Raw genomic sequence first — 22,323 nt, 5'->3', positions numbered from 1 at the left:
GTCATCAGGCCCGGCGGCTCCTGGTGGAACTCGAGGCCCCGCCGAAGAGCCGGGCCACTGCCCGGAAAGGCAGCGTCACCACGGTGGCGACGGCGCCACCGATCTGCCGCAGGACGTCTGCGATCGCACGGAACACGAGCTTCCCCTTTCGTCGTCCGGCCGCTCCGGCCGCTGACTACCGGGTACCTCGAGATCGTCGCGGCATGCCCGCCGATCTCGGCGGGAGGGCCGACCGGTCTCGGCGGGAGGGCCGACCGGTCATGGCAGGAAAGGTGGGGAGCCCGTCATTGCGGCCCTGTGCCCCGCCCGCGAAGAATCGTGGCCATGGCGCACCGATCCGTTCACACCGTTCTCCTCGTGCTCTTCGACGGCGTCCAGAGCCTCGACGTGACCGGCCCGCTGGAGGTCTTCGCGGGCGCCGAAGCGCACACCCCGGGCACCTACCGGATCCGCACCGCCTCCCTGGACGGCGCCCCCGTGCGCACCTCCAGCGGGCTGACCCTGGTGCCGGACGAGGCCCTCACGCGCGCGTGCGACCCGCACACGCTGCTCGTCCCCGGCGGCCGGGGCACCCGCCGTCCGGAGACCACGCCGCTGACGGACTGGCTGCGCGTCCACGCCCCGCGCGCGGAGCGCCTCGTCTCGGTCTGCACCGGCGCCACCCTGCTCGCCGCCGCGGGTCTGCTGGACGGCCGCCGGGCCACGACCCACTGGGCGTACTGCGACCGGCTCGCCCGCGACCACCCGGCCGTGCGGGTCGACCCCGATCCGATCTACGTCCGGGACGGGCACGTCCACACCTCGGCCGGGGTCACCTCCGGCATCGACCTGGCCCTCGCCCTGGTCGAGGAGGACCTGGGCCGTGACACGGCGCTGACCGTCGCCCGGCACCTGGTCGTCTTCCTGCGCCGACCCGGCAACCAGGCCCAGTTCAGCGCGCAGCTGGCCGCCCAGACGGCCGAACGCGCGCCCCTGCGGGACGTCCAGCACTGGATCACCGAGCATCCCGCGGCCGATCTGAGCGTCGAGTCGCTCGCCGCCCGCGCCCTGCTCTCCCCGCGCCACTTCGCCCGCGCCTTCCGCGACGAGACGGGCATGACACCCGGCCGCTATGTCGACCGGGTCCGCCTGGAGCACGCCCGCCGTCTGCTGGAGGACACGGCCGACGGGGTCGAGGAGATCTCCCGCGCCAGTGGCTACGGCACCCCCGAGGCCATGCGGCGCGCCTTCGTCAAGGCGCTCGGGACGCCCCCGGCGGAGTACCGCCGCCGGTTCCGCCCCGCGTCCGTCCACTGAAGTTCCAGAGCCCGTCCGAGAGGAACCCATGCAGATCGCCGTCGTCGTCTACGACCGCTTCACCGCCCTCGACGCCGTGGGACCGTACGAGATGCTCTCCCGCGCCCCGGGCGCGCAGACCGTGTTCGTGGCCCCGGAGCGGGGGCCCGTGCGCACCGAGACGGGTTGCCTGGCCGTCACCGCCGACCGGGCGCTGCGCGAAGTCCCCGCCCCCGACATCGTGATCGTCTCCGGGGGGCCGGGCCAGAGCGCGCTGATGGACCACGAGCCCCTGCTCGACTGGCTCCGGACCGCCGATGCGACCAGCACCTGGACCACGTCGGTGTGTTCGGGCTCCCTGCTGCTCGCCGCCGCGGGTCTCCTCGAAGGCCGCCGGGCCGCCTCCCACTGGCTGGCCCTGGACCGGCTGGAGGCCTTCGGCGCCGAGCCGACCGGCGAACGCGTCGTCTTCGACGGCAAGTACGTCACCGCGGCCGGCGTCTCGTCCGGCATCGACATGGGACTCGCCCTGCTCGGCCGGATCGCGGGCGACGACCACGCCCGGGCCGTGCAGCTGGCCACGGAGTACGACCCGCAGCCGCCCTACGACGCGGGCGCCCCGCACAAGGCGCCCGCCCACCTGGTCGAGATGCTGCGCGCCCGCAGCCGCTTCATCCTGACGTAGTCCAGGTGAAGCGCGGTTCCCTGCGCTCCAGGAAGGCGGCGACGCCCTCTGCGGTGTCGCCGCTGGCGCGCGCCTGCGCGCTCCAGTGGGCGTCCCGGTCCCCGCGGCCGTTCGCGAACTCCTTGGCGGCGGCCTGCGTCAGCTGCGAGCGGGACACCAGCACGCGGGTGAACTCCGCGACGCGTTCCTCGAATCCGTCGACGGGCAGCACCTCGTCGACCAGACCGTTGCGCAGCGCCCGCTCGGTGTCGATCAACTCGCCCGAGAAGAGCAGGTACTTGGCGGTGGCCGGGCCCACCAGGGACACCAGGCGCCGGGTGGCGGTGGACGGGTAGACGATGCCGAGCTTCGCCGGCGTCACCCCGAACTGTGCGCCCTCCTCGGCGAAGCGCAGGTCGCAGGCCGCGGCGAGCTGGGCGCCGCCGCCGACGCAGTGCCCCCGGACCGCCGCCAGGGTCGGCTTCGGGAACGCCGCCAGGGCCTCCTCGGCGCGCACCGCCAGCTCCTGGGCCTCCTCCGGCGACTCCCGGAGCGTGGAGATGTCGGCCCCGGCGCAGAAGGTGCCGCCCGCACCGGTCAGCACCAGCGCCCGCACCGCCGGGTCGGCGGCCAGGGTGTCGAGCAACGGGGGCAGCGCCGCCCACATCGCGGCTGTCATGGCGTTGCGTTTCGCCGGGTGGTGCAGGACGACGGTGGCGACCGCGTCGGTGACGCCGTGCAGCAGATCGGGCTCCATGGTCCGGATGCTAGCCACCGGCTCGTCCGCATGATCGGCGAGGCCGATGTGAGAGGCGCGACACCGTCGGCAAAAGGGGCCAGAGCGCGTCGAAGACTTTCAAAAGCTGTCAAGGGGTACGAGCGGTGCCGCCGAACCCGTACAACCCGAAGAGTGCGCGAAGTCGGCGCGGATGCGACAGAAACGGTCCTGCGGTCGACTCCGCCATCCGGGGCCGGTCGGAAACGTTCGATAACTGCTGACTTCTGTTCAGTCATCCGGAGGAAGGCGCCTCGGTATCAACACTTCACGTGTGGTGACAATCGAGCGCGAGGGTGGCGACCGGACGATGGACGATCAAGGGCGCGGGCCCGACCCACGCCCGGCGGGCGCCCCGGGCCAACCCGGTGGATCCTCTGCGGAAGCCGTACCCCGGCCGCTGCCCTACGAAGGCGTCTGGCGGTTCAGCGCCCCCGCCGTGGACGCCTCGGTCCCGCAGGCCCGGCACGCCGTGCGGGACCTGCTCCACCGCCAGGGGGTGCCGGTCTCCGACGACCTGGCCCAGGGGCTCCTGCTGATCGTCTCCGAGCTGGTGACCAACGCCGTCCGGCACGCGGCGGTGCTGTCGCCGGTGCTCGCCGTGGAGGTGGCGGTCGGGGCCGAGTGGGTGCGGGTGTCGGTGGAGGACAACCACCCCTACCGTCCGACCGCCCTGGAGACCGACCACGGCCGCACGGGCGGCCGGGGACTGCTCCTCGTGCGGGAGATCACCCGGGAGGCGGGCGGGGTCTGCGACGTCGAGCACACGGCGGGCGGCGGCAAGGTGATCTGGGCCGCCCTGCCGCTCGAGCCCGTGCGGGTGCCCTGAGGGTCACCAGCCGGCCGACGGTCCCGTCAGCTCCCTGACCGCCGGGCGGGCCGCGTCCAGCACGGTCATGAACCAGGAGGAGAACGGGTCCCCGGCGTGCCGCTCCGCCAGTTCGGCGGGCGTGACGAAGGCCGTGTCGCCGACCTCCTCCGCGTCCGGCCGCAGCGGGGACTGCACCAGCCCGACGAACAGGTGGTTGTACTCCTGCTCCACCAGGCCCGACTCCGGGTCCGGGTGGTTGTAGCGGACCGTGCCCGCCTCGGCGAGCAGCGTCGGGGAGACCCCGAGCTCCTCGAAGGTGCGCCGCGCGGCCGCCGCGAACGGCGCCTCACCGGGGTAGGGGTGACCGCAGCAGGTGTTCGACCACACGCCGGGGGAGTGGTACTTGCCGAGCGCCCGCTGCTGGAGCAGCAGCCGGCCCCGCTCGTCGAAGAGGAACACGGAGAACGCGCGGTGCAGCTGCCCCGGCGGCTGATGGGCGGCCAGCTTCTCCGCGGTGCCGATCGTGACGCCGTCCTCGTCGACCAGCTCCAGCAAGATCGCGTCCGCGGTGCCGTTCGGCGACGTGTGTGTCGCGGTGGCAGGTGTGATCGGCATACCCATCCTTAACATCGGTCCTCGCGTCCCCAGTCTGCCGTACGCGTCCGGCACTCCCGGCACTTCACGCGAAAGCGCGCATGTCCCGCGCGGCAAGGGGCCCGGTAGGTGATCTTGCCCGTCGCCGGGGGCGGGGAACCGTCCGGAACGTCTGTGCGGATCACGCGGCGTCGCGGCCGGGACGCCCTCAGTGGCAGAGGCGCGCCTCGTGCTCCGCGTGTCCGCTCGGCTCCAGCTGGAAGGTGCAGTGCTCCACGTCGAAGTGGTCCCCCAGGCAGCCCTGGAGCTCGTGCAGCATCTTCTCGTGGCCGATCGCGTTCAGCACGTCCGAGCGCACCACCACGTGCGCCGACAGCACCGGCATCCCGGAGGTGATGGTCCACGCGTGCAGGTCGTGGACGTCCTCCACGCCGTCCAGGGCGAGTATGTGGGAGCGCACCTCCGCCATGTCGACGTCCTTGGGCGCCGACTCCAGCAGCACGTCGAGCGTCTCGCGCAGCAGTTTCACGGTGCGCGGCACGATCATCAGGCCGATGACGAGCGAGGCGATCGGGTCGGCGGGCTGCCAGCCGGTGGTCAGGATCACCACCGCCGAGATCAGCACCGCCACCGACCCCAGCGCGTCCGCCGCCACCTCCAGGAAAGCCCCGCGCACGTTCAGGCTCTCGGCCTGGCCGCGCATCAGCAGCGACATCGAGATCACGTTCGCGACCAGACCGAACGCGCCGAACCAGATCATCAGCCCGCCCTCGGTGTCGGCGGGGGTGAAGAACCGCTGGACGGCCTCGAACAGGACGTAGCCGCCCACCCCGAGCAGCAGCAGGCAGTTGGCGAGGGCGGCCAGGATCTCGGCGCGGGCCAGTCCGAAGGTGCGGTTCGCGCTCGGCGGCCGGTTGGCGAAGTGGATGGCCAGCAGGGCCATGCCCAGCCCCAGCGCGTCCGTCGCCATGTGCGCGGCGTCCGCGACCAGCGCGAGGGAGTCCGCGAGCACCCCGCCGGCGATCTCGACGACCATGACGGCGAGCGTGATCGACAGGGCGACGCGCAGCCTGCCCCGGTACGCCGCCGCGGCCGTGGCGGTGGGCGGCACGTGGGTGTGCGTATGGCTGTGGTCGTGCCCAGCCCCCATGGAAACAGCCCTTCTGTGGTCCGTCGTGGGCCGTCGCGTTCTGCCCCGCGATCACAGTGAACTACGGGTGGGGGGTATCCGGCAACGCGGCACTGAACACCGTTGTCATGTGCCCTGACCTGCGGAAACGAAGCGCAGGTCAGGGCGCCCTCACTCTGCTTCGGGAGCCGCGCGGCCACGGCCGGCCCGGCGGGGGGCCGCCCGGGGCGGGCGGTGAGGCGTTCCCCGGTCGTGGCGCGGGTCGGCCGTCGCCCGCGCCCCATGTGTCCTGTGTCCCCTGTATATCCGGTGCGTCCGGTACATCCGGTGCGTACGGCTCCGCCGGACGACGAGCCGCGTCCCGCCGCAGGATCCCCCGCCGTCCGGCAGGGGCCTCCCGGGTGCGCGGGGCAATGTCCCGGATGTCGGCTCACGGGGGCGCGGTTTGTCGCCCGGGCCGCCGATCACCCATGATGATCTCGGCAAAGGGCGGTTCAAGGCGAGCTCGGGCCGTGCTGCGGGACCGCGTCGATCGTGCCTGAACGGGCGGTGAACACGGCGTTCCCGGCATCCGATAGCCTCTGCCGACATGCCGCCCGCCTGGCGCGGCCACCGGTGAAGTCGCCGGTGCGGCCCAGGGGCGCCTCCACCGTGTACATGACCGGCGCGCACGCGCCGGACCCAGGGAGTGAGTTCGGTTGTCGACCGCCATCCTCACCGGCTCGCCGGTCCCCGGATCGTCGATCGAGGGCGATCTGCGGTCCCTCGGCTTCGACGTCCGGACCGCCTCCGACGCCGGTGACGCCGAGGCCCTCCTCGCCGCCGTCCCGGGCGACCAGCGCGTCGCCGTCGTGGACGCCCGCTTCGTGGGTCACGAGCACGCGCTGCGCCTCGGCCTCACCGACCCCCGCTTCCCGCTCGGCGCCATCCCGGGCGCGGTGACCGCGCAGCCGGCCGGCCGTCAGGCCCTGACCCGGGCGATGGCCCGGGAGAACTCGGCGAGCGGCGGGGGCGTTCTGGGCGGCGCCCCCGCGCTGCCGAAGGCGAGCGTGGGGAACGTCGACGGCGTCGACAGCCTCGCCGACCGGATCGTCGCCGCCCTCGACGCCGACGGCGCCGACGTGCACCGCCCCGAACTGGGCAGCCTGGTCGCGGAGGTCCCCGCCGACCCGCAGGCCCGCAACGAGGCGCGGCAGGCCGTCGCCGCCGTCGACGACGAGGCCGTCCGCCTGAAGTCGGCCGTGAAGGCCCGCGACGGCTTCTTCACCACGTACTGCATCAGCCCGTACTCGCGCTACATCGCCCGCTGGTGCGCCCGCCGCGGCCTCACCCCGAACCAGGTCACCACCGCCTCGCTGATCACCGCGCTGATCGCGGCGGCCTGCGCGGCCACCGGCACCCGGGGCGGCTTCGTCGCGGCCGGCGTCCTGCTGATCGCGTCCTTCGTCCTGGACTGCACGGACGGCCAGCTCGCCCGCTACTCCCTGCAGTACTCCACGCTCGGCGCCTGGCTGGACGCCACCTTCGACCGCGCGAAGGAGTACGCCTACTACGCGGGCCTCGCGCTCGGCGCCGCCCGGGGCGGCGACGACGTGTGGGCCCTCGCGCTGGGCGCGATGGTCCTGCAGACCTGCCGGCACGTCGTGGACTTCTCCTTCAACGAGGCCAACCACGACGCCACCGCCAACACCAGCCCCACCGCCGCCCTGTCCGACAAGCTCGACAGCGTCGGCTGGACGGTCTGGGTGCGGCGGATGATAGTCCTGCCCATCGGCGAACGATGGGCCATGATCGCCGTTCTCACCGCCGCCACCACCCCGCGCATCACCTTCTACGCGCTGCTCGTCGGGTGCGCGTTCGCGGCGACCTACACCACGGCGGGCCGCGTCCTGCGTTCGCTGACCCGCAAGGCCAGGCGGACGGACCGGGCGGCGCAGGCCCTGGCGGACCTCGCCGACAGCGGCCCGCTCACCGAGCTGCTGGCCCGCAGGCTCCCCGCGGGCATCCGTGTCCCGGCCCCGCTCGGCGCCGTCGTCGGCGTCGCCCTGCTGGTCCTCGCGGCCGCGTTCGACGGGCCGGGCTTCCCGCTCCTCCTGGCCGCCGTCCTGTACGTGCTGCTCTCCGCCGACGCCGTCGCCCGCCCCCTCAAGGGCGCCCTCGACTGGCTGGTGCCGCCGCTCTTCCGGGCCGGCGAGTACGCCACGGTCCTCGTCCTGGCGGCCCGGGCCGATGTGAACGGGGCGCTTCCGGCGGCTTTCGGGCTGGTGGCCGCCGTCGCCTACCATCACTACGACACGGTGTACCGCATCCGCGGCAACGCCGGAGCGCCGCCGGCCTGGCTGGTGCGCGCCATCGGGGGGCAGGACGGGCGCACGCTGCTCGTCGCCGTGCTGGCCGTGTCGCTCACCGCTTCGCAGTTCACGGTCGCGCTCACGGTCCTCGCCGTGGCCGTCGCCGTCGTGGTGCTCCTCGAGAGCATCCGCTTCTGGGTCGCCGCCCACCGGGCAGGCGCCCCGTCCGTACACGATGAAGGAGAACCCGCATGATCGGCCTCGTGCTGGCGGCCGGCGCCGGACGGCGTCTTCGCCCCTACACCGACAGCCTGCCGAAGGCGCTGGTGCCGGTGGGGCCCGCGGGTATAGAGGGCGAGCCCACGGTCCTGGACCTGACTCTCGGCAACTTCGCCGAGATCGGTCTGACCGAGGTCGCGGTCATCGTCGGCTACCGCAAGGAGGCCGTGTACGAGCGCAAGGCGGCGCTGGAGGCGAAGTACGGCCTCAAGCTCACCCTCATCGACAACGACAAGGCCGAGGAGTGGAACAACGCCTACTCCCTGTGGTGCGGTCGTGACGCCCTCAAGGACGGCGTGATCCTCGCCAACGGCGACACCGTCCACCCCGTCTCCGTCGAGCGGACGCTGCTCGCCGCCCGCGGCGAAGGCAAGAAGATCATCCTCGCCCTCGACACCGTGAAGTCCCTCGCGGACGAGGAGATGAAGGTCGTCGTCGACCCCGGGAAGGGCATGACGAAGATCACCAAGCTCATGGACCCGGCGGAGGCCACCGGCGAGTACATCGGCGTCACCCTCATCGAGGGCGACGCGGCCCCCGAGCTGGCCGACGCGCTCAAGGCCGTGTGGGAGACCGACCCGCAGCAGTTCTACGAGCACGGGTACCAGGAACTGGTGAACCGCGGCTTCCGTATCGACGTGGCGCCGATCGGCGACGTCAAGTGGGTCGAGATCGACAACCACGACGATCTCGCCCGTGGACGGGAGATCGCGTGCCAGTACTGACCCGGCTGATCCCCTCCCCGGTCGTCGTCGACATCCGCCCGGGTGCCCTCGACGACCTGGTCGGGGTCCTCGCCGACGAGCGCATCTCGCACTCGGGCAAGCTCGCGATCGCCGTCAGCGGCGGCTCGGGCGCCCGGCTGCGCGAGCGCCTCACCCCGGCCCTGCCCGGCGCCACCTGGTACGAGGTCGGCGGCGGCACCCTCGACGACGCCGTGCGGCTGGCGAGCGACATAAGGGCCGGCCACTACGACGCGGTCGTGGGCCTCGGCGGCGGCAAGATCATCGACTGTGCCAAGTTCGCCGCGGCGCGCGTCGGCCTGTCCCTGGTCGCCGTCCCGACGAACCTCGCGCACGACGGCCTGTGCTCCCCGGTCGCCACCCTCGACAACGACGCGGGCCGCGGCTCCTACGGGGTGCCGACCCCGATCGCCGTCGTGATCGACCTGGACGTCATCCGCGAGGCCCCGGTCCGCTTCGTGCGGGCCGGCATCGGCGACGCCGTCTCCAACATCTCCGCCATCGCGGACTGGGAGCTCGCCAACCGGATCAAGGGCGAGAAGATCGACGGCCTCGCGGCCGCGATCGCCCGGCAGGCCGGCGAGGCGGTGCTGCGCCACCCGGGCGGCATCGGCGACACCGACTTCCTCCAGGTGCTCGCCGAGGCGCTGGTGCTCAGCGGCATCGCGATGTCGGTGTCGGGCGACTCCCGCCCGTCCTCCGGCGCCTGCCACGAGATCAACCACGCCTTCGACCTGCTCTTCCCCAAGCGGGCGGCCGCTCACGGCGAGCAGTGCGGACTCGGCGCGACCTTCGCGATGTACCTGCGCGGAGCCCACGAGGAGGCGGCCTACATGGCCCGGGTGCTGCGCCGGCACGGGCTTCCCGTCCTGCCGCAGGAGATCGGCTTCACGGTGGACGAGTTCGTCCGCGCCGTGGAGTTCGCTCCCGAGACCCGGCCGGGCCGCTACACGATCCTCGAACACCTCGACCTCAAGACCGAACAGATCAAGGACATCTACGCCGACTATGTCAAGGCCATCGGTAGCTGAACTCAGACCGGTCGTCCACCCTCCGGGGGTGAAGGACCGGCGCAGCGGTGAGCACTGGATGGGGCGCCTCTACATGCGTGAGGTGTCCCTGCGGGTCGACCGCTACCTGGTCAACACCAGGGTCACGCCCAACCAGCTCACGTACCTGATGACCGTCTTCGGCGTGCTCGCCGCCCCGGCCCTGCTGGTGCCGGGGATCACGGGCGCCGTGCTCGGCGTGGTGTGCGTCCAGATGTACCTGCTGCTGGACTGCGTCGACGGCGAGATCGCCCGCTGGAAGAAGCAGTACTCGCTGGGCGGGGTCTATCTGGACCGGGTCGGCGCGTATCTCACCGACGCCGCCGTCCTGGTCGGCTTCGGCCTGCGCGCCGCCGACCTGTGGGGCACCGGGCGCGTCGACTGGCTCTGGGCCTTCCTCGGCACGCTGGCCGCGCTCGGCGCGATCCTGATCAAGGCGGAGACCGACCTCGTCGGCGTCGCCCGCCACCAGGGCGGCCTGCCGCCCGTCAAGGAGTCGGCCTCCGAACCGCGCTCCTCCGGGATGGCGCTCGCCCGCCGGGCCGCCTCGGCGATCCAGTTCCACCGGCTGATCCTCGGCATCGAGGCGTCCCTGCTGATCCTGGTGCTGGCGGTGGTCGACCAGATCCGCGGCGACCTGTTCTTCACCCGGCTCGGCGTCGCCGTGCTGGCCGGCATCGCGCTGCTCCAGACCGTGCTGCACCTGGTGTCCATCCTCGCGTCGAGCAGGCTGAAGTGAGCGCGCCGGTGAAGGTCGGCGCGGTCGTCATCACCATGGGCAACCGTCCCGACGAGCTGAGAGCCCTGCTGGACTCGATCGCCAAGCAGGACGGCGACCGGGTCGAGGTGGTCGTGGTCGGCAACGGCTCGCCCGTCCCGGACGTCCCCGAGGGCGTCCGGACGATCGAGCTTCCCGAGAACCTCGGCATCCCCGGCGGCCGCAACGTCGGCATCGAGGCCTTCGGCCCCAGCGGCCGGGACGTGGACGTCCTGCTGTTCCTGGACGACGACGGTCTCCTGGCCCACCACGACACGGCCGAGCTGTGCCGCCGGGCCTTCGAGGCCGATCCGAGGCTGGGCATCGTCAGCTTCCGGATCGCCGACCCGGAGACCGGAGTCACCCAGCGCCGCCACGTCCCGCGGCTGCGCGCCTCCGACCCGATGCGCTCCTCCCGGGTCACCACGTTCCTCGGGGGCGCCAACGCCGTGCGCACCAAGGTCTTCGCGGAGGTGGGCGGACTCCCGGACGAGTTCTTCTACGCCCACGAGGAGACCGACCTGGCCTGGCGGGCCCTCGACGCCGGCTGGATGATCGACTACCGGTCCGACATGGTGCTGTACCACCCGACGACCGCGCCCTCGCGGCACGCGGTGTACCACCGCATGGTCGCCCGCAACCGGGTCTGGCTGGCCCGGCGCAACCTTCCCGCCCCGCTGGTCCCCGTCTACCTCGGGGTCTGGCTGCTGCTCACCCTGGCGCGCCGCCCCTCGGGGTCCGCGCTGAAGGCCTGGTTCGGCGGTTTCCGGGAAGGCTGGAGCACTCCGTGCGGACCTCGTAGGCCCATGAAGTGGCGTACGGTGTGGCGGCTGACCCGACTGGGCCGGCCCCCGGTGATCTGACAAGCTCGTCCCTGAGGGCACCCCGGGCCGTACCGCGGGCCCCCCGGCTCATGCCGGCCTCGTCAAGGCTGCGCATCCCGAAGACGAAAGTTTCCTACCTGTGAGTGAGACAACGCATGACGTCGGAGTCGTGGTGACTGCGCCTCCGTCGCCCGACGAGGGCCTCACGGCGGCACAGCTGGCCGCCAAGTACGGGCTGGCCGTGAGCGGCGCCCGGCCTCCGCTGCGGGAGTACGTCCGGCAGCTCTGGGGGCGCCGGCACTTCATCATGGCGTTCTCCCGGGCGAAACTGGCCTCCCAGTACAGCCAGGCCAAGCTCGGCCAGCTGTGGCAGGTGGCCACGCCGCTGCTGAACGCGGCCGTGTACTTCATGATCTTCGGCCTGCTCCTCAACGCCGGCCGGGGGATGTCGAAGGAGGTGTACATCCCCTTCCTCGTCACGGGCGTCTTCGTGTTCACCTTCACGCAGAGCTCGGTGATGACCGGCGTCCGGGCGATCTCGGGCAACCTCGGCCTGGTCCGCGCCCTGCACTTCCCGCGCGCCTCCCTGCCGATCTCGTTCGCCCTCCAGCAGCTCCAGCAGCTGCTGTACTCGATGCTGGTGCTGTTCCTGGTCGTGATCGGCTTCGGCAGCTACCCGGACGCCTCCTGGGCGCTGATCGTGCCGGTGCTCGCCCTCCAGTTCTGCTTCAACTCCGGTCTGGCGCTGATCTTCGCCCGGGCCGGCGCGAAGACCCCGGACCTGGCGCAGCTGATGCCGTTCGTGATGCGGACGTGGATGTACGCGTCCGGCGTGATGTTCTCCATCCCCGTCTTCCTCGCGGACAAGCCGCAGTGGGTGGCCAACATCCTCCAGTGGAACCCGGCCGCCATCTACATGGACCTGATGCGCTTCGCGCTCATCGAGGAGTACGGCGCCGAGAACCTCCCCGCGCACGTCTGGGCGGTCGCGGGCGGCTGGGCCGTGCTCGTCGCCCTCGGCGGCTTCGTGTACTTCTGGCAGGCGGAGGAGAGGTACGGCCGTGGTTGAGCCGCTCGCGGGACAACGGATCCCGACCGTCATCGCCGACGAGGTCCACATCGTCTACCGCGTCAACGGCGCCAAGTCCGGCAAGGGCAGCGCCACCGCGGCACTCAGCCGCATCGTCAAGCGCGGTTCCGACGACTCGGCGCGCGGGGTGCGCAAGGTGCACGCCGTGCGCGGCGTCTCCTTCGTCGCCCACCGCGGCGAGGCCATCGGCCTGATCGGCTCCAACGGCTCCGGCAAGTCCACGCTGCTGCGTGCCATCGCCGGTCTGCTGCCGCCGGAGAGCGGCAAGGTCTACACCGACGGCCAGCCCTCGCTGCTCGGCGTCAACGCGGCCCTGATGAACGACCTCACCGGGGAACGCAACGTCACCCTCGGCGGGCTCGCCATGGGCATGTCCCGCGAGCAGATCAAGGAGCGCTACCAGGAGATCGTCGACTTCTCGGGCATCAACGAGAAGGGCGACTTCATCACCCTGCCGATGCGCACCTACTCCTCCGGCATGCAGGCCCGGCTGCGCTTCTCCATCGCCGCCGCCAAGGACCACGACGTCCTGATGATCGACGAGGCGCTGGCCACCGGCGACGCGAAGTTCCGGGGGCGCTCCGAGGAGCGCATCCGGGAGCTGCGCGAGCACGCCGGCACGGTGTTCCTGGTGAGCCACAGCAACAAGTCGATCAGGGACACCTGCGACCGCGTGCTGTGGCTGGAACGTGGCGAACTGCGGCTGGACGGCCCGACCGAAGAGGTCCTCAGGGAGTACGAGAAGTTCTCGGGCAAGTAGCGCGATTCGGCCAGGGCCCCGCCGGAACTGTCCGGCGGGGCCCTGCGTCTGCAAAGGAAACGTCAACTCCGGCTCCGCCCAGGAATCTTGACGCCAATCGGTGTGTTGTTGTGATGTCCCGGACACCCCCGCGAACCGTGCTGCGTTGTACAACGTAAGCTGGACCGGCCCCCGAATCGCGCCAAGTGGGGCGAAAACCCGCAGTGCCCGCCGTCGAGGCCGCTGCGCGGGCGGCTCGGCGGCGTGTCCGAAATAGTGTGTATTAGGTCAGCAGTGTAGAACGGGAGATGTGACGGCGATGGCTACGGAAACTCCCCAGGTCGACGCGAGCCGTGCCGTCCCCGCCCCGGACGGTCGACGATGACGGCGCCCGCCGCGGCACGCATCGGCGACCCGGAGCGCGGCACGCTCGCCAAGGCCGCGGACGAGAACTTCCCGGTGGCCCCGTTCTTCCTGCCCCGGGCGTGGCGCGACGACCTGATGGCCGTGTACGGCTTCGCCCGGCTCGTCGACGACATCGGCGACGGCGACCTCGCCCCCGGCGGCGCGGACGCCCGCCTGCTCGGCGTGTCGGCCACCGCGGCAGAGGACCGGCTCGTCCTGCTGGACGCCTTCGAGGCCGACCTGCGCCGTGTCTTCGACGGGTCCGGCGGCCCGCCCCGGCACCCCCTGCTGCGCCGCCTCCAGCCGACCGTGCGCCGTCGCGCGCTCGCCCCCGAGCCCTTTCTCGGCCTGATCGCCGCCAACCGCCAGGACCAGCTCGTCACGCGTTACGAGACGTACGACGACCTCCTCGCCTACTGCGAGCTGTCCGCCAATCCCGTGGGCCGGCTGGTGCTCGCCGTCACCGGCTCCGCCACCCCCGAGCGGATCCGCCGCTCCGACGCGATCTGCACCGCGCTGCAGATCGTCGAGCATCTCCAGGACGTGTCGGAGGACCTCGGCCGCGACCGTGTCTATCTGCCCGCCGCCGACATGAAGCGTTTTCACGTGAAGGAATCGGATCTGGCCACGAACACCGCGGGCGCGTCGGTGCGCGCGCTGGTCGCGTTCGAAGCGGAACGCGCCCGGGATCTGCTGAATGAAGGCGCCCCCCTGGTGGGTAGCGTTCACGGCAGGCTGAGGCTGCTGCTGGCGGGTTTCGTGGCGGGGGGAAGGGCGGCGATCCAGGCGATCGCCGCCGCCGGGTTCGACGTACTTCCCGGCCCGCCCAAGCCCGGCAGGCTCCGGCTGCTGCGCGAGGTGGGCGTGACCCTGCGAGGAGAGGGGTGATCCGGGCCGTGGAGCCGTCACCGCACGTGTCCGCGCCGGTACTCGCCGCCTACGGCTACTGCGAGACCGTCACCGGCCAGCAGGCCCGCAACTTCGCCTACGGCATCCGGCTGCTGCCCACGCCCAAGCGCCGCGCGATGTCGGCGCTGTACGCCTTCTCACGCCGCGTCGACGACATCGGCGACGGCGCTCTGGACGGCGAGGTCAAGGCGGTCCGGCTCGAGGAGACCCGGGCGGTGCTCGCCCGGGTCCGCGCGGGCGAGGTCGAGGAGGACGACACCGACCCCGTCGCGGTCGCCCTCGCGCACACCGCCCGGACCTTTCCCGTCCCGCTGCGCGGCCTGGACGAGCTGATCGACGGCGTGCTGATGGACGTGCGCGGCGAGACCTACGAGACCTGGGACGACCTCAAGGCGTACTGCCGCTGTGTCGCGGGCGCCATCGGGCGGCTCTCGCTCGGCGTGTTCGGCACCGAACCGGGGGCGCGCGGCGCCGAGCGCGCGCCGGAGTACGCCGACACGCTCGGGCTCGCGCTCCAGCTCACCAACATCCTCAGGGACGTCCGCGAGGACGCGGAGGGCGGCCGCACCTACCTGCCCGCCGACGATCTCGCGAAGTTCGGCTGCTCGGCCGGGTTCGACGGACCGAAGCCGCCGGAGGGCTCCGACTTCCCGGGCCTCGTGCACTTCGAGGTCCGGCGGGCCCGCGCCCTCTTCGCCGAGGGCTACCGGCTGCTTCCGCTGCTCGACCGGCGCAGCGGCGCCTGTGTCGCCGCCATGGCGGGCATCTACCGCCGCCTCCTCGACCGCATCGAGCGCGACCCCGAGGCCGTGCTGCGCGGCCGGGTCTCGCTGCCCGGACGGGAGAAGGCCTTCGTGGCCGTACGCGGGCTGTCGGGCCTGGACGCCCGGCACGTGTCACGCCGGAGCGTCAGGAGGCACCCCTGATGGACGCGACGGGTGACAAAGTGGGCCAAGGTGATTCCACCGGCGAAAAGCGGCACGCAACCCTCCGGTCCGGCGCGGCGTCCCTGACTGCGACGGCCAGCGGTGCAGAGTTCAAACACCATGGCCGGTTCGCACGGGAGGGCGCAGGATGAACGACGAGCAACTCGTGGACGCCTCGGAAGCGTCCGGCGTGTCGGGGCGTACCGCCGTCGTCGTCGGGGGAGGGCTCGCCGGGGTGACCGCCGCGCTCGCGCTCGCCGACGCGGGCGTACGCGTGACGCTGCTCGAAGGCCGGCCCCGGCTCGGCGGCCTGGCCTTCTCCTTCACGCGCGGCGACCTGACCGTGGACAACGGACAGCACGTGTACCTGCGCTGCTGCACCGCCTACCGCTGGTTCCTCGAGCGCATCGAGGGCAGCGGGCTGGCGCCTCTGCAGGATCGTCTCGACGTGCCCGTCGTCGATGTGGCCGCGCCGGTGGGGCGACGGCTCGGCAGGCTGCGGCGCGACGCCCTGCCCGTCCCCCTGCACCTGGGACGCAGTCTCGCCACCTATCCGCATCTCTCGCTCGCCGAACGCGCCAGGGTGGGCCGTGCCGCGCTCGCCCTCAAGGGGCTGGACCTCGCCGACCCGCGGCTGGACGGGCAGGACTTCGGCGGCTGGCTGACCGCGCACGGCCAGTCGGCACGCGCCGTCGAGGCCCTCTGGGACCTGGTCGGGGTCGCCACCCTCAACGCGGTCGCGGGCGACTGCTCGCTGGCGCTCGCCGCGATGGTGTTCAAGACCGGTCTGCTGTCCGACCCTGGGGCCGCCGACATCGGCTGGGCGCAGGTCCCGCTGGGCGATCTGCACGACCGGCTCGCCCGCAAGGCGCTCGACTCCGCGGGCGTGCGCACCGAGGTCCGCGCCCGCGTCTCGTCCCTCTCCTGCGACGAGAACGGGACGTGGAGCGTGCAGGTTCCCGGCGAGACGCTCCGGGCGGACACCGTCGTGCTCGCCGTACCGCAGCGTGAGGCGTACGACCTGCTTCCCGACGGGGCGCTCGACGACCCCGGACGGCTGCTGGAGATCGGCACCGCGCCCATCCTCAACGTGCACGTCGTCTACGACCGCAAGGTGCTCGACAAGCCCTTCCTCGCGGCGCTCGGCACGCCCGTGCAGTGGGTCTTCGACCGCACGGCGGCCTCCGGGCTGCGCGAGGGCCAGTACCTCGCCCTGTCCCAGTCCGCGGCGCAGGACGAGATCGACGAACCCGTCGCCGCGCTGCGCGAGCGCTATCTGCCCGAGCTCGAACGGCTGCTGCCGCGCACGCGCGGCGCCGGAGTGCGGGACTTCTTCGTGACCCGGGAGCGCACGGCGACGTTCGCCCCCACCCCCGGCGTCGGGCGGCTTCGGCCCGGCGCCCGCACCAGATCCCCCGGCCTGTACCTGGCCGGAGCGTGGACCGCCACAGGGTGGCCCGCGACCATGGAGAGTGCGGTCCGCAGCGGTGTGAGCGCGGCGGACGCCGCGCTCGGCGCCCTGGGCCGGCCCCGCCCCGGCCACCTCTTCGACTTCGAGGAGGCGGCCTGATGCTCGATCAGCACGGCTCGGCACACCCCCGCACCCTCTCCAGCACCGCAACAAGAGGAGAAAACGTGCCCACTGTGCCCCCGGCCACGCCGGCCGCCCGGAGGACCGCGGTGGACGTGACCGCGCTCCTGGAGCGTGGCCGCACCCTGGCCACCCCGGTGCTGCGGGCGGCAGTCGACCGTCTGGCACCGCCCATGGACACGGTCGCCGCCTACCACTTCGGCTGGATCGACGCCCACGGCAACCCGACCGACGGCGACGGCGGCAAGGCCGTGCGTCCCGCGCTCGCCGTGCTGTCCGCCGAGGTCACCGGCGCCGCTCCCGAGGTCGGCGTCCCCGGCGCGGTCGCCGTCGAGCTGGTCCACAACTTCTCGCTCCTGCACGACGACCTGATGGACGGCGACGAGCAGCGCAGGCACCGGGACACCGTCTGGAAGGTGCACGGGCCCGCCCAGGCCATCCTGGTCGGCGACGCCCTGTTCGCCCTCGCCGGCGAGATCCTCCTCGAACTCGGCACGGCCGAGGCGGCCCGGGCGACCCACCGCCTGACCGTCGCCACCCGTGCCCTCATCGACGGCCAGGCCCAGGACATCTCCTACGAGCACCGCGACCGGGTCAGCGTCGAGGAGTGCCTGGAGATGGAGGGCAACAAGACCGGCGCCCTGCTGGCCTGCGCCAGTTCCATCGGCGCCGTCCTCGGCGGGGCGGACCGGGGCACCGCCGACGCCCTGGAGAAGTACGGCTACCACCTCGGTCTGGCCTTCCAGGCCGTGGACGACCTGCTCGGCATCTGGGGCGACCCGGAGGCCACCGGCAAGCAGACCTGGAGCGACCTGCGCCAGCGCAAGAAGTCCCTGCCGGTGGTGGCCGCGCTCGCGGCGGGAGGTTCCGCCTCCGAGCGGCTCGGGGAGATCCTCGCGGCCGACGCCAAGAGCAGCGACTTCGAGACCTTCTCCGAGGGCGAGTTCGCGGCCCGCGCCGCCTTGATCGAGGAGGCGGGCGGCCGTGACTGGACCGCCGGTGAGGCACGTCGTCAGTACGCCGTCGCCCTGGACGCCCTGAACGTCGTGGACATGCCCGAGCAGGTGCGGGAGCGGTTCACGGCGCTCGCCGACTTCGTCGTCGTACGAAAGAGATGATCCCTATCGGTCGAATAGCCCTCGCGTAGTCGCCGGCCGGTGTGCGAGGAGAGAGCACCGGCCGACGGCGGACCCACAGCAGACGCAACGCCATGCACACTGCACGAAGGGGAAGCCATGACAGCGACGACCGACGGAAGCACCGGGGCCCTGCCGCCCCGCGCTGCCGCGGCCAGCGAAACCGACATCACCATCCCCGTGGCGGCCGGGGTACAAGAAGCCGCCACCCGCGCGATGCAACGCGCCACCGACTTCCTGCTCGCCGGGCAGGACGCCGAGGGCTGGTGGAAGGGCGACCTCGAGACGAACGTCACGATGGACGCCGAGGACCTGCTGCTCCGTCAGTTCCTGGGCATCCGCGACGAGGCCACGACCCGCGCCGCCGCGCTCTTCGTCCGCGGCGAGCAGCGCGAGGACGGCACGTGGGCCACCTTCTACGGCGGTCCGCCCGACCTCTCCGCCACCGTCGAGGCGTACGTCGCCCTGCGGCTGGCGGGCGACGCCCCCGAGGCGCCCCACATGCGCCGGGCCTCCGGGTGGATCCGCGAGCAGGGAGGCATCGCCGGCGCCCGGGTCTTCACCCGGATCTGGCTGGCCCTGTTCGGCTGGTGGAAGTGGGAGGACCTGCCCGAACTGCCGCCGGAACTCCTGTTCTTCCCCAAGTGGTTCCCGCTGAGCATCTACAACTTCGGCTGCTGGGCCCGGCAGACGATCGTGCCGCTCACCGTCGTGTCGGCGAAGCGCCCGGTGCGTCCGGCGCCCTTCCCGCTCGACGAACTGCACACCGACCCTGCGAACCCCGCTCCGGCCAGGCCCCTCGCCCCGGTGAACACCTGGGACGGGCTGTTCCAGCGGCTCGACAAGGTGGTGCGCGGCTACCGGTCGGTCGCGGTGCGCAGACTGCGCGGCGCGGCCCTGAACTCGGCCGCCCGCTGGATCATCGAGCGGCAGGAGAACGACGGCGCCTGGGGCGGCATCCAGCCGCCGGCCGTGTACTCGGTGATCGCCCTGCACCTGCTCGGCTACGACCTCCAGCACCCGGTGATGCGGGCGGGACTCGACTCGCTGGACCGCTACGCCGTGTGGCGCGAGGACGGCGCGCGGATGATCGAGGCCTGCCAGTCGCCGGTGTGGGACACCTGCCTGGCGACCATCGCGCTGGCCGACGCGGGCCTGCCCGCCGACCATCCGCAACTGGTCAAGGCGGCCGACTGGATGCTGGGCGAGCAGGTCGTGCGGCCGGGCGACTGGTCCGTGAGCAGGCCCCAACTGCCCCCGGGCGGATGGGCGTTCGAGTTCCACAACGACAACTATCCCGACATCGACGACACCGCGGAGGTCGTCCTCGCGCTGCGCCGGGTCAAGCACCACGACCCGGAGCGGATGGACCGGGCCATCGCGCGCGGGGTGCGCTGGAACCTCGGGATGCAGTCGAAGAACGGGGGCTGGGGCGCCTTCGACGTCGACAACACCAGCCCGTTCCCCAACCGGATGCCCTTCTGCGACTTCGGCGAGGTCATCGACCCGCCGTCCGCCGACGTCACGGCGCACGTCGTCGAGATGCTGGCCGTCGAGGGGCTCTCGCACGACCCGCGCACCCGCCGCGGCATCGAGTGGCTGCTGGCCGAACAGGAGCCGGACGGCTCGTGGTTCGGGCGCTGGGGCGTCAACTACGTCTACGGCACGGGCTCGGTGGTGCCCGCTCTCACCGCGGCGGGCCTGCCCGCCCAGCACCCCGCGATCCGACGGGCCGTCGCCTGGCTGGAGCGGGTGCAGAACGACGACGGCGGCTGGGGCGAGGACCTGCGCTCCTACCAGGACGCCGCCCGCTGGAGCGGCCGGGGCGCCTCGACGGCCTCGCAGACGGCCTGGGCGCTGATGGCGCTGCTGGCGGCCGGGGAGAGGGACTCCCAGGCCGTCGAGCGGGGTGTCGCCTGGCTGGCGCAGACCCAGCGGGAGGACGGCTCCTGGGACGAGCCCTACTTCACCGGCACCGGCTTCCCGTGGGACTTCTCGATCAACTACCACCTCTACCGGCAGGTCTTCCCGCTGACCGCGCTCGGCCGGTACGTCCACGGGGAGCCCTTCAGCGAGCAGCCCGCCACGCACGCGGTTCCCACCGAGGCCAAGGGGAGCTGATGAGCACGCAGTCCGTCCCGTCGCCGCTGCTGATCGCCTGCGCCCTCGGCATCGAGCACCTCGCCCTGCGCCTGGGCGAGCGCGGCGGAGCCGACGGGCCGGTCACCGTTCTGCGGACGGGCATGGGGCCGAAGGCGGCGGAGCGTTCCGTCACCCGGGTCCTGGCCGACCCGCTGTTCGCCGGGGCGGCCGTGCTGGCCACCGGGTTCTGCGCCGGGCTCGCCCCCGGCATGCACCCCGGCGACCTGGTCGTCGCGGAGGAGACCCGCGACCCGCGCGGCAGCGTTCCCTGCGTCGGCACCGAGCTGCTCGTCAAGGAACTCGCCCGCACCCTGCCCGGGCGCACCGTCCACACCGGCCCCCTCACCGGCTCCGACCACGTCGTTCGCGGTCATGAACGGGCCGATCTGCTCGCGACCGGCGCGATCGCCCTCGACATGGAGTCGGCGGCCACGCTGCTGAGCGCCGTGCGCGCGGAGTCGCGCCCGGTTGCGGCCGTCCGGGTGGTCGTGGACGCTCCTGAACATGAACTCGTCCGGATCGGCACGGTACGCGGTGGAATATCTGCCTTCCGCGTCCTTCGCTCGGTCCTGCCTGCTTTTTTCGAATGGCACCGTAATGTTCTGCTCCCCCGGAGGTGAGCCACATGGCCATGCCCCTGCGCCAGTCCATCAAGGTCGCTACATACCTGGCCGAACAGAAGCTCCGCAAGCGGGAGAAGTTTCCGCTCATCGTCGAGCTGGAACCCCTCTTCGCCTGCAACCTCAAGTGCGAGGGCTGCGGCAAGATCCAGCACCCGGCGGGAGTGCTCAAGCAGCGCATGCCGGTCGCCCAGGCCGTCGGCGCGGTGCTGGAGTCCGGTGCGCCGATGGTGTCCATCGCGGGCGGCGAGCCCCTGATGCACCCTCAGATCGACGAGATCGTGCGGCAGTTGGTGGCCAAGAGGAAGTACGTCTTCCTCTGCACCAACGCGATGCTGCTCCGTAAGAAGTTGGACAAGTTCACGCCCTCTCCCTACTTCGCCTTCGCCGTGCACATCGACGGGCTGCGCGAGCGGCACGACGAGTCGGTGGCCAAGGAGGGTGTGTTCGACGAGGCCGTGGCGGCCATGAAGGAGGCCAAGCGGCGCGGCTTCCGGGTGACCACCAACTCGACCTTCTTCAACACCGACACCCCGCAGACCATCATCGAGGTGCTCAACTACCTCAACGACGACCTCAAGGTCGACGAGATGATGATCTCGCCCGCCTACGCCTACGAGAAGGCGCCCGACCAGGAGCACTTCCTCGGCGTCGAGCAGACCCGGGAGCTGTTCAAGAAGGCCTTCTCGGGCGGCAACCGGCGCCGCTGGCGCCTCAACCACTCGCCCCTCTTCCTCGACTTCCTCGAGGGCAAGGCCGACTTCCCGTGCACGGCGTGGGCCATCCCCAACTACTCGCTGTTCGGCTGGCAGCGACCCTGCTACCTGATGAGCGACGGGTACGTGCCGACGTACCGCGAGCTGATCGAGGAGACGGACTGGGACAAGTACGGCCGGGGCAAGGACCCGCGCTGCGCCAACTGCATGGCGCACTGCGGCTACGAGCCCACCGCCGTCCTCGCCACCATGGGCTCCCTGAAGGAGTCCCTGCGCGCCCTGCGGGAGACCGTCAACGGAAACCGGGAGTGACGGCGTGACCGCCGTTTCCCTGGGCCTCCCCGGGATGCCGGTCCGGCCGGTGGCGTCGCGGCGCGAGTCGCGGCGGATCCAGGTCGGCTCCGTGGCGGTCGGGGGCGGGGCCCCGGTGTCGGTGCAGTCGATGACGACGACGCGTACCTCGGACATCGGTGCCACGCTCCAGCAGATCGCGGAGCTGACCGCGTCGGGCTGCCAGATCGTGCGGGTGGCCTGTCCCACGCAGGACGACGCGGACGCGCTGGCCACGATCGCCCGCAAGTCGCAGATCCCGGTGATCGCGGACATCCACTTCCAGCCGAAGTACGTGTTCGCCGCGATCGAGGCGGGCTGCGCGGCGGTCCGGGTGAACCCGGGCAACATCAAGCAGTTCGACGACAAGGTCAAGGAGATCGCGAAGGCGGCGAAGGAGCACGGGACCCCGATCCGTATCGGCGTCAACGCCGGGTCGCTGGACCGCCGTCTGCTGCAGAAGTACGGCAAGGCGACCCCGGAGGCCCTGGTGGAGTCGGCGCTGTGGGAGGCGTCGCTCTTCGAGGA

23 protein-coding genes are annotated in these 22,323 nt (G+C 72.1%); 19 read left to right on the top strand and 4 right to left on the bottom strand.

Going from position 1 to position 22,323, the window contains the following annotated elements:
* Window positions 1-4: 4 nt before the first annotated feature.
* A complete protein-coding gene (locus J2X68_RS13865) occupies window positions 5-136 on the bottom strand; it encodes an LPFR motif small protein (RefSeq protein WP_310432816.1) in 132 nt (43 codons plus the stop codon).
* Window positions 137-324: 188 nt separating this feature from the next.
* Here J2X68_RS13865 and J2X68_RS13860 point away from each other — a divergent pair, with 188 nt between their 5' ends.
* A complete protein-coding gene (locus J2X68_RS13860; protein WP_310432815.1) occupies window positions 325-1,296 on the top strand; it encodes a DJ-1/PfpI family protein in 972 nt (323 codons plus the stop codon).
* Between the two features lie 28 nt (window positions 1,297-1,324).
* The gene (locus J2X68_RS13855) at window positions 1,325-1,960 is read left to right on the top strand and encodes a DJ-1/PfpI family protein (protein ID WP_310432814.1); all 636 of its coding nucleotides are present in this window, start codon (window positions 1,325-1,327) and stop codon (window positions 1,958-1,960) included.
* On the opposite strand, the gene J2X68_RS13850 is transcribed toward J2X68_RS13855, so the two are convergent.
* A complete protein-coding gene (locus tag J2X68_RS13850) occupies window positions 1,947-2,696 on the bottom strand; it encodes an enoyl-CoA hydratase-related protein (RefSeq protein ID WP_310432813.1) in 750 nt (249 codons plus the stop codon). The two genes, J2X68_RS13855 and J2X68_RS13850, sit on opposite strands and share 14 nt — an antisense overlap.
* A gap of 328 nt (window positions 2,697-3,024) precedes the next feature.
* Between J2X68_RS13850 and J2X68_RS13845 the strand changes: the two genes are divergently transcribed.
* Window positions 3,025-3,543: an ATP-binding protein gene (locus tag J2X68_RS13845; RefSeq protein ID WP_310433075.1), complete on the top strand. Its 519-nt coding sequence runs from the start codon at window positions 3,025-3,027 to the stop codon at window positions 3,541-3,543.
* 3 nt (window positions 3,544-3,546) lie between these two features.
* Here the strand turns inward: J2X68_RS13845 and idi are convergent, their stop codons facing one another.
* Window positions 3,547-4,140: an isopentenyl-diphosphate Delta-isomerase gene (idi, locus tag J2X68_RS13840; RefSeq protein WP_310432812.1), complete on the bottom strand. Its 594-nt coding sequence runs from the start codon at window positions 4,138-4,140 to the stop codon at window positions 3,547-3,549.
* A gap of 187 nt (window positions 4,141-4,327) precedes the next feature.
* Entirely contained in the window at window positions 4,328-5,269 is a 942-nt protein-coding gene (locus tag J2X68_RS13835) for a cation diffusion facilitator family transporter (protein WP_310432811.1), read from the bottom strand.
* 677 nt (window positions 5,270-5,946) lie between these two features.
* Here J2X68_RS13835 and J2X68_RS13830 point away from each other — a divergent pair.
* From J2X68_RS13830 to J2X68_RS13760, 16 genes are all read left to right on the top strand, one after another.
* Window positions 5,947-7,794 carry a DUF5941 domain-containing protein gene (locus J2X68_RS13830; RefSeq protein WP_310432810.1) on the top strand — a complete coding sequence of 616 codons (1,848 nt, stop codon included), beginning with the start codon at window positions 5,947-5,949 and terminating at the stop codon, window positions 7,792-7,794.
* Window positions 7,791-8,543 carry a sugar phosphate nucleotidyltransferase gene (locus tag J2X68_RS13825; protein WP_081551011.1) on the top strand — a complete coding sequence of 251 codons (753 nt, stop codon included), beginning with the start codon at window positions 7,791-7,793 and terminating at the stop codon, window positions 8,541-8,543. Before J2X68_RS13830 ends, J2X68_RS13825 begins: the two co-directional genes overlap by 4 nt.
* Window positions 8,531-9,592: an iron-containing alcohol dehydrogenase family protein gene (locus tag J2X68_RS13820; RefSeq protein WP_310432809.1), complete on the top strand. Its 1,062-nt coding sequence runs from the start codon at window positions 8,531-8,533 to the stop codon at window positions 9,590-9,592. The genes J2X68_RS13825 and J2X68_RS13820 overlap by 13 nt, the downstream gene beginning before the upstream one ends.
* The gene (locus J2X68_RS13815; protein ID WP_310432808.1) at window positions 9,570-10,349 is read left to right on the top strand and encodes a CDP-alcohol phosphatidyltransferase family protein; all 780 of its coding nucleotides are present in this window, start codon (window positions 9,570-9,572) and stop codon (window positions 10,347-10,349) included. Before J2X68_RS13820 ends, J2X68_RS13815 begins: the two co-directional genes overlap by 23 nt.
* A gap of 35 nt (window positions 10,350-10,384) precedes the next feature.
* A complete protein-coding gene (locus tag J2X68_RS13810; RefSeq protein ID WP_399040015.1) occupies window positions 10,385-11,230 on the top strand; it encodes a glycosyltransferase family 2 protein in 846 nt (281 codons plus the stop codon).
* 100 nt (window positions 11,231-11,330) lie between these two features.
* Window positions 11,331-12,260 carry an ABC transporter permease gene (locus J2X68_RS13805; RefSeq protein ID WP_310432806.1) on the top strand — a complete coding sequence of 310 codons (930 nt, stop codon included), beginning with the start codon at window positions 11,331-11,333 and terminating at the stop codon, window positions 12,258-12,260.
* Complete coding sequence (locus J2X68_RS13800) at window positions 12,253-13,041, top strand: ABC transporter ATP-binding protein (RefSeq protein ID WP_310432805.1); 789 nt, start codon at window positions 12,253-12,255, stop codon at window positions 13,039-13,041. The genes J2X68_RS13805 and J2X68_RS13800 overlap by 8 nt, the downstream gene beginning before the upstream one ends.
* A gap of 360 nt (window positions 13,042-13,401) precedes the next feature.
* The gene (gene hpnC / locus J2X68_RS13795) at window positions 13,402-14,313 is read left to right on the top strand and encodes a squalene synthase HpnC (protein WP_310432804.1); all 912 of its coding nucleotides are present in this window, start codon (window positions 13,402-13,404) and stop codon (window positions 14,311-14,313) included.
* Window positions 14,310-15,260 (top strand): presqualene diphosphate synthase HpnD, encoded by a 951-nt coding sequence (gene hpnD / locus J2X68_RS13790; RefSeq protein WP_310432803.1) that lies wholly within the window; start codon window positions 14,310-14,312, stop codon window positions 15,258-15,260. Before hpnC ends, hpnD begins: the two co-directional genes overlap by 4 nt.
* Window positions 15,260-15,412 (top strand): DUF6380 family protein, encoded by a 153-nt coding sequence (locus J2X68_RS40290; RefSeq protein WP_399039903.1) that lies wholly within the window; start codon window positions 15,260-15,262, stop codon window positions 15,410-15,412. Before hpnD ends, J2X68_RS40290 begins: the two co-directional genes overlap by 1 nt.
* Window positions 15,409-16,830: a hydroxysqualene dehydroxylase HpnE gene (gene hpnE, locus J2X68_RS13785; protein ID WP_310432802.1), complete on the top strand. Its 1,422-nt coding sequence runs from the start codon at window positions 15,409-15,411 to the stop codon at window positions 16,828-16,830. Before J2X68_RS40290 ends, hpnE begins: the two co-directional genes overlap by 4 nt.
* 110 nt (window positions 16,831-16,940) lie before the next feature.
* Complete coding sequence (locus J2X68_RS13780; RefSeq protein ID WP_310433074.1) at window positions 16,941-17,969, top strand: polyprenyl synthetase family protein; 1,029 nt, start codon at window positions 16,941-16,943, stop codon at window positions 17,967-17,969.
* A 117-nt stretch (window positions 17,970-18,086) separates the two neighbouring features.
* On the top strand, window positions 18,087-20,108 hold the full coding sequence (gene shc, locus J2X68_RS13775; RefSeq protein WP_310432801.1) for a squalene--hopene cyclase: 2,022 nt from the start codon (window positions 18,087-18,089) through the stop codon (window positions 20,106-20,108).
* On the top strand, window positions 20,108-20,749 hold the full coding sequence (locus tag J2X68_RS13770; protein WP_310432800.1) for a 1-hydroxy-2-methyl-2-butenyl 4-diphosphate reductase: 642 nt from the start codon (window positions 20,108-20,110) through the stop codon (window positions 20,747-20,749). Before shc ends, J2X68_RS13770 begins: the two co-directional genes overlap by 1 nt.
* Window positions 20,750-20,754: 5 nt before the next feature.
* Window positions 20,755-21,777, top strand: coding sequence for an adenosyl-hopene transferase HpnH (hpnH, locus tag J2X68_RS13765; protein WP_310432799.1), 1,023 nt, complete (start codon window positions 20,755-20,757; stop codon window positions 21,775-21,777).
* A 4-nt stretch (window positions 21,778-21,781) separates the two neighbouring features.
* Window positions 21,782-22,323 (top strand): flavodoxin-dependent (E)-4-hydroxy-3-methylbut-2-enyl-diphosphate synthase (locus J2X68_RS13760; protein WP_310432798.1); only part of this gene is annotated, 542 nt, incomplete at its 3' end.

This window comes from Streptomyces sp. 3330, assembly GCF_031456635.1.
Taxonomy (GTDB): Bacteria; Actinomycetota; Actinomycetes; order Streptomycetales; family Streptomycetaceae; genus Streptomyces.
The sequence above is the reverse complement of the archived record's forward strand: the minus strand, read 5'-3'. Positions and strand labels throughout refer to the sequence as shown.

Bases quoted from the DNA above. Each gene is read 5' to 3' on its own strand.
- J2X68_RS13770 (WP_310432800.1), top strand. From the start codon at position 20,108: ATGAGCACGCAGTCCGTCCCGTCGCCGCTGCTGATCGCCTGCGCCCTC.
- shc (WP_310432801.1), top strand. From the start codon at position 18,087: ATGACAGCGACGACCGACGGAAGCACCGGGGCCCTGCCGCCCCGCGCT.
- hpnC (WP_310432804.1), top strand. From the start codon at position 13,402: ATGACGGCGCCCGCCGCGGCACGCATCGGCGACCCGGAGCGCGGCACG.
- J2X68_RS13855 (WP_310432814.1), top strand. From the start codon at position 1,325: ATGCAGATCGCCGTCGTCGTCTACGACCGCTTCACCGCCCTCGACGCC.
- hpnE (WP_310432802.1), top strand. From the start codon at position 15,409: ATGAACGACGAGCAACTCGTGGACGCCTCGGAAGCGTCCGGCGTGTCG.
- J2X68_RS13810 (WP_399040015.1), top strand. From the start codon at position 10,385: ATGGGCAACCGTCCCGACGAGCTGAGAGCCCTGCTGGACTCGATCGCC.
- J2X68_RS40290 (WP_399039903.1), top strand. From the start codon at position 15,260: ATGGACGCGACGGGTGACAAAGTGGGCCAAGGTGATTCCACCGGCGAA.
- hpnH (WP_310432799.1), top strand. From the start codon at position 20,755: ATGGCCATGCCCCTGCGCCAGTCCATCAAGGTCGCTACATACCTGGCC.
- J2X68_RS13845 (WP_310433075.1), top strand. From the start codon at position 3,025: ATGGACGATCAAGGGCGCGGGCCCGACCCACGCCCGGCGGGCGCCCCG.
- J2X68_RS13835 (WP_310432811.1), bottom strand. From the start codon at position 5,269: ATGGGGGCTGGGCACGACCACAGCCATACGCACACCCACGTGCCGCCC.
- J2X68_RS13825 (WP_081551011.1), top strand. From the start codon at position 7,791: ATGATCGGCCTCGTGCTGGCGGCCGGCGCCGGACGGCGTCTTCGCCCC.
- J2X68_RS13860 (WP_310432815.1), top strand. From the start codon at position 325: ATGGCGCACCGATCCGTTCACACCGTTCTCCTCGTGCTCTTCGACGGC.
- idi (WP_310432812.1), bottom strand. From the start codon at position 4,140: ATGCCGATCACACCTGCCACCGCGACACACACGTCGCCGAACGGCACC.
- J2X68_RS13850 (WP_310432813.1), bottom strand. From the start codon at position 2,696: ATGGAGCCCGATCTGCTGCACGGCGTCACCGACGCGGTCGCCACCGTC.
- J2X68_RS13815 (WP_310432808.1), top strand. From the start codon at position 9,570: ATGTCAAGGCCATCGGTAGCTGAACTCAGACCGGTCGTCCACCCTCCG.